Origin of the sequence: Mesorhizobium sp. M7A.F.Ca.US.005.03.2.1 (assembly GCF_003997795.1) — a bacterium.
Classification (GTDB): domain Bacteria; phylum Pseudomonadota; class Alphaproteobacteria; order Rhizobiales; family Rhizobiaceae; genus Mesorhizobium; species Mesorhizobium ciceri.
This window is the reverse complement of the sequence record NZ_RZRP01000095.1, coordinates 1-11,918: the sequence shown is the minus strand read 5'-3', so window position 1 is coordinate 11,918 and position 11,918 is coordinate 1. Positions and strand designations below refer to the sequence as shown.

Here is an 11,918-nt window from a genome sequence, read left to right as displayed (position 1 = left end):
TCGCCTGAGCGTCTGTTGCTGGTGCAGTCGCGCCAGTGTGAGGCACTCCCACCACGTTAATGAGCACTGGTCGCAATACAGAGAAAGGGGCGGTTTTCACCGCCCCTTTCTTGTTGTTCCACGCTTTGGAAGGTGTTTCCACCTGCTTGCAACAGAACTAGTTAAGCCCGCCAACATGAAGCGTCTTGACCTCGAGATATTCCTCGATGCCGAGCTGCGATCCTTCGCGCCCCACCCCTGACTGCTTGACACCGCCGAAAGGCGCTACTTCGGTCGAGATCATGCCCGTGTTGAGCCCAACCATACCGAACTCCAGGGCCTCGGCAACACGCCATGACCGCTTGAGATTTTCGGTGTAGAAGTAGGCGGCAAGGCCGAAGGGCGTACCGTTCGCGATCGCAATGGCCTCGTCCTCCGTTTCGAAGCGAAAAAGCGGCGCCACCGGGCCGAACGTCTCTTCCGATGCCAGCAGCATCTCGGTAGTAGCCTCTCCCAGCACGATGGGCCGTGCATATTGCTTGCCGTCCGGCACCGTCTCGCTCTGGGCGATGATCCGCGCGCCTTTCGCCTGTGCATCCGCGATGTGACGCTCGATCTTGTCGATGGCGGCCGCATTGATCATCGGGCCAATCTCCGTTCCGTCGTCGGTCCCCGCGCCAACCTTCATTCGGTTGACGCGCTGGCTCAGCTTTTCTGCGAAAGCATCGTAAACGCCCGCCTGCACGAGAATCCGGTTCGCACAGACGCAGGTTTGACCGCCATTGCGGAACTTGGATGCGATCACCCCCTCGACTGCATTGCCCAGATCGGCGTCATCAAAGACGATAAAGGGCGCGTTGCCGCCGAGCTCGAGGCTGAGCCGCTTGATGCTATCGGCCGCGCCACGCATGAGCAGCGCTCCGACGCGGGTCGAGCCGGTGAACGAGATCTTGCGCACCGTCTCGTTGGCCATCAGTTCGTTGCCGATTTCAATGGGCATGCCGGTCACAATGTTGATCACGCCGGCAGGAATACCCGCCCGTTCCGCCAGTACGCCGAGCGCCAGCGCCGAAAATGGCGTGAATTCCGACGGCTTGATGACAACCGTGCAACCCGCGGCCAGCGCCGGCGCCACCTTGCGCGTAATCATCGCGTTAGGGAAATTCCATGGCGTGATGATTGCGCAGACGCCAACGGCCTCCTTCAGCACCAGAATGCGGCGATCGGGCGTGGGAGACGGAATGGTCGAGCCACCGATCCGGCGTGCTTCTTCGGCGAACCATTTCACGAAGGAGGCGCCATAGCGGATTTCACCGCGTGCTTCTGCCAGAGGCTTGCCCTGTTCCAGCGTCAGCAGCAACGCCAGGTCGTCTTCATTTTCCAGTATCAGGCTGTGCCAGCGCTCCAGAAGCGCTCCGCGTTCGGCATGGGTCCTGGCCTTCCAGTCCTTGAACGCCGCCTGCGCTGCATCTATTGCAGCCCTTGTCTCATCCCGGCCCATGTCGGGCACGGTTCCAAGCACTTCCAGACTGGCCGGATCGATCACATCGACAGTCGCGTTGCTGTGCGCATGCTGCCAGACATCGCCAATGAGGCCACGCTGGCGAAACAGGTCCGCATCCTTCAGGAAACCAATCTTCGTTATTGCGTTCATGGTTCTTTTCCTCTGCTCTTTCAGCTTAATCCTGCCAGCACGGCCTGCGTGATTGCTTCAGTCGTGTCCTTGCCTGCAATCGTGCCTATCCCGCGTGCGGTTGCGGACTCGATCGCCGACATCACTTCGGCCGCGGCCTGCCCCTCGCCCAGATGCCCGAGCATCATCGCACCGGACCAGATCGCGGCGATCGGATTGGCGATGCCGAGATGCGCGATGTCAGGCGCCGAACCGTGGACCGGCTCGAACATCGAAGGCGCGCTGCGATCGGGATTGATATTGGCGGAGGCGGCGTAACCCAGCCCGCCCTGAATGGCCGCTCCAATATCCGTGAGGATGTCGCCAAAAAGATTCGAGGCGACGATCACGTCGAGGCTTTCAGGCGCCAGGACCATGCGGGCGGCAATGGCGTCGACGTGGTAGTGCGAGACCTCCACATCGGCATAGTCTTTCGCCACCTCACGCGTGACCTCATCCCAAAAAACCATGGAATGTTTCTGCGCGTTGGATTTGGTGACGGATGCGAGCTTCTTGCGGCGCGTCCGCGCCTGTTCGAAACCGAAACGGAGGATTCTTTCGACACCCTCACGTGTGAAGATTGCCGTCTCGATCGCGACCTCATTGGCCGTTCCGGAATGAATGCGCCCACCAGCGCCGCAGTATTCGCCTTCCGTGTTCTCCCGGATGCACAGTATATCGAAACCATCACGGCGAAGAGGTCCCTGAACGCCTGGCAACAGCCTGTGCGGCCGTATGTTGGCATACTGCGTGAACCCTTTGCGGATCGGCAGGAGCAGTCCGTGAAGCGATACGGAGTCGGCCACCTTTGCTGGCCATCCCACAGCGCCGAGGTAGATTGCATCGAACTTCCGCAGCATCTCGACGCCGTCAGGGGGCATCATCGCACCGGTTTCCAGATAGTAGGCGCACGACCATGGGAACCTTGTATCCTCAAGGGCGAAGCCGCCTCGCTTTGCTGCAGCCTGCAGCACCTCCCATCCAGCCTCGGTCACCTCCTTGCCGATGCCGTCGCCTGGGATGTGCGCTATCGTGTAAGCCTTCATTGATATCCTCCTGGAGACCGATGGGTACCGAAGGTCGCAGCTTGCTCAACACGGCAGCGACATGCGGCGTCTCGCACCTGGTTTTGGAACAGTAGTCGACAGCGCGCCGTATTTTCCGCCGAGGATGAGCCGCCCGACGGCGTCGAATCGCGTCGGGCGGGACTTGGAGAGTGGATTGTTCTGGAACCGGCGCGCGCGCTATTCGGCCAGACCTTGAGCGTTGAGCTCAGTCATAGACGCTGACGTAGATCTTGCGCACGGTTTCGATCGTGCGCCAGACGCCGACAAAGCCGGGCTTCATCACAAAACTGTCGCCGCTGCGGTAAGTCTTGGTCTCACCGCCCGTCTCCTCGATCTCGACGAGGCCCGAAACGATGTGGCAGAACTCGCAGGTCGTGCCCTTGATAGAATGCGTCTCGCCAGGCGTCGCCTCCCAGACGCCGGTCAGAACCTTCTCGCCTTTCGAAGCATCCTGCGCCCAAGTCTTGAAGGATGGATTGCCGGAGATGAGCCGCTCTGGAGCCGGCAATGCCTGCTTCGGCGCGAAGGCTGGATCTGTGTCGATCGTGATCAGAAGTGACATTTTATGTTTTCCTGGTTAGTAGCCGCGTGTCCGATCGACGAGGCCGATCAGTTCTTCTCCGGCGCGGTGGCGCCGGATGTTGTCCACGACGGATTGCGCCGCGGAATCTGCTTGCGTTACGGAAGCGATGTGCGGCGTGATCGCCACCTTCGGGTGCCGCCAGAGCGGATGGCCGTCCGGCAGTGGCTCGGGATCGGTGACATCGAGCATTGCGGCGGTGAGGTGCCCGCTATCGAGAGCCTGGACAAGGGCGGTTTGGTCTAGCTGCGGCCCGCGGCCGACATGCAACAATCTCGCCCCAGCCGGCAGGAGGGAAAAGAGTTCCGCATCGAGGATGCCACGCGTTTCTTTCGTCAGCGGCAGCAGGCAGACGAGAATATCCGTGCGCGCGAGGAAACCGGCAAGCTGGTCCGCGCCATAAAAGCAGGTCACCCCTTCGATCTCCTTCCTGCTTCGGCTCCAGGCGGCAAGGGGAAAGCGAAACGGCAGCAATCGCTCGATAGCTGCCTGCGCCAGCATGCCGAGGCCAAGAAACCCAACCCGGCGTTCGGTCGCTTGCGGAGCGGCAAGACCCCGCCACGCCTGGCGCTTCTGCTGTTCACGATACGCCACCATATCCCGGTGGAGGCTCAGCACGCCAAGAACGACATATTCCTGCATCATGCGAATGATGCCGTCCTCGACCATGCGCACCAGCTTCACCTGCCGAGGCAGGCTTTCACGGTTGAACTGGTCGACGCCGGCGCCGAGCGAAAACAGCAATTCGAGATTGCGATAGCGCGCGAGATCATCTGGCGCCGTCCAGGTCAGGAGGTAGCGCACCTCCTCCGGGTCGAAACATTCGCTGCTGTGGAACAATTCGACGTCCGGTAGTTCGCGTGCGAAAGCCTTGCGGAAGACCGCTGCGCGCACCGGGTCGGAATTGAAAAGAAAAGCCATGAACCGCCCTTTCCTGCTATCCGGCAAGGCGCGTGGCGAGACGCTCGATCATGCTCTGGCAGGCAGCAAGTTCGCCGGTCTCGATATATTCATTGGCACGGTGAGCCCGGATGATGTCGCCGGGGCCGCAGATGATCGCGTCGATGCCGGCCTGCTGATAAAGGCCAGCTTCCGTTCCGTAGCTCACCGCAGACAGGGGCTGACGCCCCGTCAACTCGGCCAGAAGGGCCGCCAAACCACTCTCCTGCGGGAGCGAAAGCCCCGGATACGCACTCAGCTCATGCCAAGCCACTTCAAAGCCGCTGTCGCGTAGAGCCGTCAGTTGGGTCTTTACCGGCTCGAGCAGGGATCTCGGCGAAACACCTGGCACGGCACGGACCTCGATATCGGCGGTGCAGCGATCGGGGATGATGTTGACGGATTGGCCGCCGGCGATGACACCAACCTGCAATGACGAGTATGGAGGCGCGAAATCCGTGTCGAATGGCCCGATCGCAAGGGTCTGGCCATAGGCCACGATCTGCGTGACGAGACCAGCCATTGCATGCACGGCATTCAGTCCCAGCTCGGGCCGTGAAGAATGGCCGGACCGTCCGATCACTTCGAGCCGCACGGCCGCCTTGCCTTTGTGTGCCCGCACGGCTTCCATCCGGCTCGGCTCACCGATAATCGCGCCAAGCGGCTTCTCGCACAGGCTTGGCAGCGCGGCGATGAGATGCGGCACGCCACGGGCACCTGCCTCCTCGTCATAGGAGAATGCGAGATGAATTGGCCGTGGCAAGTTCATCGCCGCGAGCCGCGGCACCGCGGCCAGCACGCAGGCGAGAAACCCCTTCATGTCGGAGGTGCCCCGACCGTGAAGCCTGGCGCCGTCTTGGCGCAGGACAAACGGATCCGAGTGCCATTCCCGTTCACCGGCCGGCACGACATCCATGTGGCCCGACAAGATGTAGCCGCGGGCATGCCGAGCTCCGATTGTGACAAACAGGTTGGACCGGTCGCCTTCCGGGCCGCGAAGGACCGTCACCTCAGCTCCGGCCGCCTCGCAATATTCACGCACCCAGTCGACGATCGCGCCATTGGGCGCGCCCACGACCGAGGGGAACGCGATCAGCCTCGCAAGAATTTCTTCGACATTCACAGGGCGCCGCTCCACTCGCAGTTCGCTGGATGCAACAAGTGTGGCAGCAGGCGAGAGCATTCCGTGCCGAATGAAGGTATGCTTTGGCCGAAGATTTCGAATATTGGCCCGGAACCAGCGAAACCTGCTGGCTTTCGGGTGCAATCATGAGGCAAAAGACGGCTGCGGCACGTCAGCGAGGACGGGTCGCGACCGTGGGACTTGGAAAAAGGGAGCAGGTCGACTGAAATGCAGAGATCAGTGCGCCTGAAGTCTTTCGAACTGGTCGCGCGGGACATCGACGAAGTCGATGTCAATCTGCTCCACGCGCTCTCGATCTCGGTTCGCTGGCCGCATCGGCCGAAGGACTGGGACACTCTGCGCCGCGCGGGCCGCGGCATCGTTGCCGTAGACGGCATCGGGCGCGTTTTCGGCAGCGCGATGTGGTTTCCGCAAGGGGACGATTTCGCCACCATCGGCGTAGTGATCACAACGCCCCGCACACAAGCGCAAGGCGGCGGTCGATGGCTCATGGACCAGGTGCTCGAGCAGTGTGGCGATCGCAATTTGGCGCTCAACGCCACCCATGCCGCCTATCCCCTCTATGTCTCACTCGGTTTCACGACCGAAGGAATCGTATTCATGCACCAAGGAGAGATTCCGCCTGCACTCCCTGCCCTGCCGGCCTTGGACGGGGAATTGCAGGCGCTGCCGAGCGACAGGCTAAAGGAGATCATGGGGCTCGACAGACGAGCGTTTGGGACAGACCGCGCCAGCCTGCTCGCATTGCTTTCAGCGAATGCCTCTATCTGCACTTTGAGCCGTGGCGGCGAGATCGTCGGCTATTCCATGTGTCGCGAATTCGGGCGTGGCTACGTGATCGGCCCGATGGTCGCGCGCAGCGATCTGGACGCGGTCCATCTCACAGCCATCCATCTGAGAAATCTTGCAGGACGCTTCGTCCGAGTCGATACGCGGGAGAAAGAAGGCATGTTTGCCGCGTTTCTCGACCAGTGCGGCCTTGGCATCGCCGAGACCGTTACGACCATGTCCAAAGGGCGCCGATTCCTGAACCGGGAAGAAAACGGGCCGTGGGTTTATGGATTGGCTGGCCACGCATTGAGTTGACTGCGGCACGACAATGCGACCGAAAGGCGCCAACCGCGTGGCCGTGCGCGCAGGCGAGCGAGTGTAGGAGACCAGCGCCCGCCGAATAGGCGGCGTTCTGGTCGCTGGCGTTAAAGACGCAATTGGCCACCGGATTGGGCGGAGGAGAGATAGCCGAGTTCATCGAACACGACGAAGTCGAGCCGGGTGAGATGATCGGCAATTTTGCCTTGGCGGCCGTCGCGGGTCTCGGATGACGACATTGAAGAAGCGGCCGCGAGCGTTAGGAAGGTGGCTAATGCCGCCTAACTCTCGCTTAGGAACGCCCGGCCGAAGTGACCGGAACTACGGAGCTTCGCTAGCAGGATGCTGGCTGTTCCGCGGTGATCAACCTTTGCTTGCTCACTCAGCGGAAACGCATTCCAGTCAGCCAATTCTGCCACCAAAGGAGCGGTGTCCCCGTTTACCGATGCGCATCTAAGTTGTCCGTTCTTCCCCATCACGATTATAGCTGTGCCGGCTACGCCATGGCAGCTATCTACTGAACGTAGGTATCGCCGTCGACGCGAAAATCGAACAGAACCGACCCATCGGTTTTTTCCGCGGCGTCAGCCACACGATCATAGAACGGTCGATTGAGGCCCTCGATGTTGCCGAGTGACTGTTCAAACAAGGCCGATTCTACATGCTCCGCCACCATAGCTGTGAGAGTGCGCGCCGGCTGGCCCAATGGGCAAGCCGCCACGGCTGATTATCCACACCAGCCATCCCTGGTCCTTTTCATAAGCGACAAGACGACCATTAACAGAGGGGGGTCTGTCAGGCCGAAATCCCGATAGCGATCACGCCCGGATCCAATGCGGTGTTGCAAAAGGCAGCAAGCAGGCCCCCTCCCCTCCGGATCGAAGCCGTCTAGGGGCTCCGTGACAACATCAGGCATCCTTGGGAAGCACCTGAAGGACCCGTGCGATGAACATATGGAACTCGGCCATGTAGTTGAGCAAGAACTCCTGCGTGGATTCGACTGTGACTTCGCCGCCGTCCGTGATCAGGCCCGGCGTGAACTGAATGTAGGCTTCCGGAGCGTTCATCTGCGGGGAGTTGCAGAAGCTAAGCACGCTTCGCAGGCTTTGCTGGGCCACGGCGGTCCCTATGGTTCCGGGCGAGGTCCCAATGACAGCTGAGGGCTTGCGGGCGAACGAGTTCTTGCCATAAGGGCGGCTGGCCCAGTCGATTGCGTTCTTCAACCCACCTGGGATCGAGCGGTTATACTCGGGCGTTATGAAAAGGACTGCCTCCACCGCGGCGATAGAGTCTTTGAAAGCGCGCGCGACAGGTGGAAAGTCAGCATCGTAGTCGTAGCTGTAGAGCGGCAAATCCTTGAAGGAAATCTCCGACATTTCAAGCTCTGGTGGAGCAAGCTGCACTAGTGCTTTTGCAAGCTTGCGATTGATCGATGCCGTGGCGAGGCTACCAATCAGATAGCCGACTTTGTGCGTGGTCATCAGGCACTCCCATATTGCCGCCCCCAAACAGTATCTGCTCAGTCAAAGTCGGACACCAGCACATTTAGGACAAGCTGCTGGATTCAACTGCTGCAGGGTTCACGACGCGATGAAGCGAACATCGGAAGAGCGGGTACCTGCGCTGTTGGTTCGTAGCGACAGGTTGCGGACTTTAGGTGACGTCAACGGATTTCGCCACACCGCAGCTCACAGTCTCATTTGAGCTGCCAGCGAGCCACCAAGCGGCTGAGTGGATCCGCACAACGAAATCAATGATATCCGACATCTGTACGGACCTTGCCGCGAAACACCCAGTAGGACCAGCCGGTGTACATCAGGATCACCGGCAGCAGCACCAGCGTGCCAACAAGGAGGAAAGCCTGGGTGCGCTCGGACGAAGCTGATTCCCAAAGCGTGAAATGATAAGGAACAATCATCGGAAAGAGGCTGATCGCGATACCGACGTAAGAGAGCATGAAAAGGCCGATGGCGCCGATGAAGGGCTTTATCTCACTTGCGCTGTCCAGCACCCGCCACGTGAAGAATGCCACCGCCGCGGTCGCTACGGGCACCGGGGCCAAATATAGAACATTGGGCCAGGCAAACCAGCGCGAGGCGATGGCCTCGCTCATGAATGGGGTCCAGATGCTGACCAAGCCGATACCGATGAGGACGCCAACAAGGCACACGCGGCCGTGCCGACGCGCTGTTTCCTGTACCGCTCCGTTTGTCTTTAAGATCAGCCAGCCGGCGCCCAAAAGCCCATAGCCGAACAGAAGGGCAAAGCCGGTCAAAAGCGAGAACGGCGTCAGAAAGTCGAAAGACCCTCCGGAGAACTGCCTGCCAGTGACCTCGAAACCCTGAATGAAGGCGCCGAGCACGACCCCTTGAGCAAAGGTGGCCACGGCCGAGCCATAGCAGAAACCGTGGTCCCAGAAGGTCTTGTGCTCGGCATCGCGGAAGCGGAACTCGAACGCCACGCCACGGAACACCAGCGCCAGCAGCATGACGAGGATGGGAAAATACACCGCGGGAATGATGATGGCGAAGGCAAGCGGAAACGCCGCAAGAAGCCCCAGGCCGCCCAGCACCAGCCAGGTCTCGTTGCCGTCCCAGATCGGAGCGATCGAATTCATGATCGTGTTGCGGGACGCCGTGTCGGGCGCGAAGCCGTAAAGCATGCCGACGCCAAGGTCGAAGCCGTCCAGAAGCACGTAGAAGAACACCGCCATGCCGAGGATCAGCGTCCATATCGGTACGAAATCGAGAACCTGGCTCATCGCACTTCCCCCTCTCGAAGTTCGACCGCTCCGGCTCGGACCGGCGCCTCTGGCCTGCCCCCTTCGATCTCAGCGCCCTCATCGGCGACGATGGATGGGCCTTTGCGCACGATGCGCAGCATCAGGAAGAGGCCCGCAGGATAGATGATGAGATAGACGGCGATGTAGCCAAGCAGCGAGATCACAACATCGGACCTCGTCAGCGACGGTGTCACCGATTCCGCCGTTCGTAGAAGGCCGTAGACCGTCCAGGGCTGGCGTCCGACCTCGGTGGTGATCCAACCGGCGATAACTGCCACGAAGCCGATGGGCGCCGCGATCTGAGTGAGCGTGAGAAAAGCCCGCGAAGTGTCCAGCCGGCCGCGCCAGCGAAGCCATCCGCCAAAGAGGACGAGGCCGAGCATCAGCAGGCCGCAGCCGACCATGATGCGGAAGGCGAAGAATGGGATCGCGACGGGCGGACGCTGATCGGCCGGAAAGTCCTTGAGGCCGATGACCTCGCCATCAAACTCATGGGTAAGGATGAGGCTGCCGAGCCATGGAAGGTCGATGGCAAAGAGGTTGCGCTCGCCCTTGTCGTCCGGAATAGCGAAAAGCGTCAACGGCACCTGCCGCGCGGTTTCCCAACGCGCTTCGATTGCAGCGAGCTTTGCCGGCTGGTGCTCAAGCGTGTTCAGACCATGCTGGTCGCCGATGAAAATCTGGAGTGGGACCAGCACTGTAAGCAGCCAGAGCGTCATCGACAGCATCGTTCGCCCTTCCGCGGCCGACCTCCCCCGACGCATCAGATAGGCGCCGACGCCCATGACGACGAAGCCGGTCGTGACGAAGAAGGCGACGACGGTGTGCGCCAACCGGTAGGGAAAGGAAGGATTGAAGACCACCTTGAACCAGTCGGTCGGGAAGAACCGGCCGTCGATGATCTCGTAGCCGGCCGGCGTCTGCATCCAGCTATTTGCCGACAGGATCCAGAAGGAAGAAAGCAAAGTTCCCAGTGCCACCATCAGTGCCGCGACAAAATGCGCCCAGCGTGGCACCAACTGCCGTCCGAACAGAAGGACGCCAAGGAAGGCCGCCTCCAGGAAGAACGCCGTCAGGCCCTCATAGGCGAAAAGCGGTGAAAGGACATTGGCGGTCGCGTCGGAAAAGCGGCTCCAGTTCGTGCCGAACTGGAAAGGCATGACAACGCCTGTGACGACGCCCATGCCGAAAGCAATCGAGAATATTTTGATCCAGAACGTCGAGATGCGGAGATAGATGTCCCTTCCGGTGAAGAAATTGAGGCCTTCCAGCATCGCGATGAACGCGGCCAATCCTACAGTAATAGCCGGCAGCAGGATGTGCCAGCCGATCACCCAGGCAAATTGCAGTCGCGACAGGAATACAGGATCAAAATCCATTACTCGTCTCTCCCGATGCCAAGCTGGTGAGAATCACTTCATATGCTGCAGCAGCCGCCACAGAGATCACGCCTCGATTCAAAGCCGTGATCAAGCTATAGAAATTGGCGTCGGTGTCGATACAAGGATTCGAAACCGCTCTTCTGTCTGGCCGTCAACCTCGAACCAGACCACCAAATATACCCTGATAAGCCTTTCGACGGAGACAGCCAAAGGAGTTGTCCAGCGGCTGCTGCGTCGAAATGTGACAGTCGGGGCGCCTCCCGTTCGCCACTGCAAAGAATTGATCGCAAGGCCTACTGTCGAAGCCGGCAACTTGGAGCGGATTTGCTGGGATTCAGTCCTGCAACTGCACTATGCGAAGATATGGCCGAAGCTCCGTCCAGCCTGGCGGAAACGTTCCTAAGCCTGTACGTCGGTGAGCGAGATGATGATCGGCTGACCGGCTGCCCCTGTTCACCGAAGCTGTACAGGCAAGGCTGCGACCGACCCCCGGTGCACGACCCGGTTGCTTAGTGACCCGGCAACTGTGCTGCTAATACGGGCATAGTGCTGATTTGCGCCCGCGACCCGCCGCCAAGGTGGGTTTTTCATTTCGGCGCCATACTCACACACCCTGGTTTCACGCAAGGGTGATGCCGGTTGATGAAACTTCCCCCGAGGAAGCGCGTTGCGTGGGTTCAGCCAATCCGAGGCCTGTCCCATGTATTGGTCTTCCAAGCCACTTTCTGTCGCCACCGCCATAAGCGGCGACATCCGAAACCTTATGAACACTCGGCAAGCTTTTGACCTGCTCAACGGTCATTGGCGCAGTGAAAGAAGCGACAAGCACCGATCTGCGAAACCGGCGTGCCGACAGGCCTTGAACGGCAATGTTCCCGCCGACGTCGCAAGAAATGCGTTCATCGACGCAGCGCGGGAAGCGCACATGTTGGTCGATTGTGCGAACCAATAGACAATGCCGGGATGGACCATTTCCCGCCACTAGCGAGGTCACAATGAACGCAACAACCCGATTGCACGAACTCGGCCAGAGCCTTTGGTTGGACAACATCACCCGCGATCTGTTGAGCAGTGGCACCCTTCAGCGCTATTGCACCGAATTTTCGGTGACCGGATTGACATCGAACCCCACAATTTTCGATGAAGCCATTCGTAACAGTGCCGCTTACGACGAGGCCCTACGTCGAAAAGCCAGAGAAGGCAAAGCGGGCGAGCAGCTATTCTTCGAATTGGCGCTGGAAGATTTGAAGCAAGCCGCAGCACTTTTTGGTCCGGTCCACGAAG

Annotated in this window: 12 protein-coding genes and 1 pseudogene; 3 read left to right on the top strand and 10 right to left on the bottom strand. The window is 60.1% G+C overall.

Translation table 11 applies throughout. From position 1 onward, the window contains the following. Positions 1-157: 157 nt before the first annotated feature. The 5 genes from EN991_RS08085 to argE form a co-directional block, all read right to left on the bottom strand. On the bottom strand, positions 158-1,633 hold the full coding sequence (locus EN991_RS08085; RefSeq protein WP_127368536.1) for an NAD-dependent succinate-semialdehyde dehydrogenase: 1,476 nt from the start codon (positions 1,631-1,633) through the stop codon (positions 158-160). 20 nt (positions 1,634-1,653) lie between these two features. Beyond that, positions 1,654-2,697: a tartrate dehydrogenase gene (locus tag EN991_RS08080; RefSeq protein ID WP_127368535.1), complete on the bottom strand. Its 1,044-nt coding sequence runs from the start codon at positions 2,695-2,697 to the stop codon at positions 1,654-1,656. Between the two features lie 226 nt (positions 2,698-2,923). Further along, entirely contained in the window at positions 2,924-3,280 is a 357-nt protein-coding gene (locus tag EN991_RS08075) for a cupin domain-containing protein (protein WP_064994324.1), read from the bottom strand. Positions 3,281-3,295: 15 nt separating this feature from the next. Then, positions 3,296-4,219, bottom strand: coding sequence for a glyoxylate/hydroxypyruvate reductase A (locus tag EN991_RS08070; RefSeq protein WP_064994323.1), 924 nt, complete (start codon positions 4,217-4,219; stop codon positions 3,296-3,298). A gap of 16 nt (positions 4,220-4,235) precedes the next feature. Continuing rightward, positions 4,236-5,360, bottom strand: coding sequence for an acetylornithine deacetylase (gene argE / locus EN991_RS08065; protein WP_064994349.1), 1,125 nt, complete (start codon positions 5,358-5,360; stop codon positions 4,236-4,238). Between the two features lie 228 nt (positions 5,361-5,588). Here argE and EN991_RS08060 point away from each other — a divergent pair, with 228 nt between their 5' ends. Beyond that, complete coding sequence (locus EN991_RS08060; protein ID WP_064994322.1) at positions 5,589-6,467, top strand: GNAT family N-acetyltransferase; 879 nt, start codon at positions 5,589-5,591, stop codon at positions 6,465-6,467. Between the two features lie 119 nt (positions 6,468-6,586). Here the strand turns inward: EN991_RS08060 and EN991_RS08055 are convergent. The 5 genes and pseudogenes from EN991_RS08055 to EN991_RS08035 all read right to left on the bottom strand — a co-directional run. Next, positions 6,587-6,700, bottom strand: a pseudogene (locus EN991_RS08055) (IS21-like element helper ATPase IstB); the annotation flags it as partial. A gap of 284 nt (positions 6,701-6,984) precedes the next feature. Beyond that, positions 6,985-7,176 (bottom strand): hypothetical protein, encoded by a 192-nt coding sequence (locus tag EN991_RS40795; protein ID WP_245460918.1) that lies wholly within the window; start codon positions 7,174-7,176, stop codon positions 6,985-6,987. Positions 7,177-7,378: 202 nt separating this feature from the next. Next, complete coding sequence (locus tag EN991_RS08045) at positions 7,379-7,951, bottom strand: NADPH-dependent FMN reductase (RefSeq protein WP_064994348.1); 573 nt, start codon at positions 7,949-7,951, stop codon at positions 7,379-7,381. Positions 7,952-8,220: 269 nt separating this feature from the next. Next, a complete protein-coding gene (cydB, locus tag EN991_RS08040) occupies positions 8,221-9,231 on the bottom strand; it encodes a cytochrome d ubiquinol oxidase subunit II (RefSeq protein WP_127366896.1) in 1,011 nt (336 codons plus the stop codon). After that, positions 9,228-10,631 carry a cytochrome ubiquinol oxidase subunit I gene (locus EN991_RS08035; protein ID WP_127368534.1) on the bottom strand — a complete coding sequence of 468 codons (1,404 nt, stop codon included), beginning with the start codon at positions 10,629-10,631 and terminating at the stop codon, positions 9,228-9,230. Before EN991_RS08035 ends, cydB begins: the two co-directional genes overlap by 4 nt. 703 nt (positions 10,632-11,334) lie before the next feature. On the opposite strand from EN991_RS08035, the gene EN991_RS08030 reads away from it, so the two are divergent. Then, positions 11,335-11,586, top strand: coding sequence for a DUF982 domain-containing protein (locus EN991_RS08030; protein ID WP_127368533.1), 252 nt, complete (start codon positions 11,335-11,337; stop codon positions 11,584-11,586). A gap of 43 nt (positions 11,587-11,629) precedes the next feature. Next, positions 11,630-11,918 (top strand): transaldolase family protein (locus tag EN991_RS08025; protein ID WP_281058789.1); only part of this gene is annotated, 289 nt, incomplete at its 3' end.

Bases quoted from the DNA above. Each gene is read 5' to 3' on its own strand.
- EN991_RS08085 (WP_127368536.1), bottom strand. From the start codon at position 1,633: ATGAACGCAATAACGAAGATTGGTTTCCTGAAGGATGCGGACCTGTTT.
- EN991_RS08080 (WP_127368535.1), bottom strand. From the start codon at position 2,697: ATGAAGGCTTACACGATAGCGCACATCCCAGGCGACGGCATCGGCAAG.
- EN991_RS08075 (WP_064994324.1), bottom strand. From the start codon at position 3,280: ATGTCACTTCTGATCACGATCGACACAGATCCAGCCTTCGCGCCGAAG.
- EN991_RS08070 (WP_064994323.1), bottom strand. From the start codon at position 4,219: ATGGCTTTTCTTTTCAATTCCGACCCGGTGCGCGCAGCGGTCTTCCGC.
- EN991_RS08060 (WP_064994322.1), top strand. From the start codon at position 5,589: ATGCAGAGATCAGTGCGCCTGAAGTCTTTCGAACTGGTCGCGCGGGAC.
- EN991_RS08045 (WP_064994348.1), bottom strand. From the start codon at position 7,951: ATGACCACGCACAAAGTCGGCTATCTGATTGGTAGCCTCGCCACGGCA.
- cydB (WP_127366896.1), bottom strand. From the start codon at position 9,231: ATGAGCCAGGTTCTCGATTTCGTACCGATATGGACGCTGATCCTCGGC.
- EN991_RS08035 (WP_127368534.1), bottom strand. From the start codon at position 10,631: ATGGATTTTGATCCTGTATTCCTGTCGCGACTGCAATTTGCCTGGGTG.
- EN991_RS08030 (WP_127368533.1), top strand. From the start codon at position 11,335: ATGTATTGGTCTTCCAAGCCACTTTCTGTCGCCACCGCCATAAGCGGC.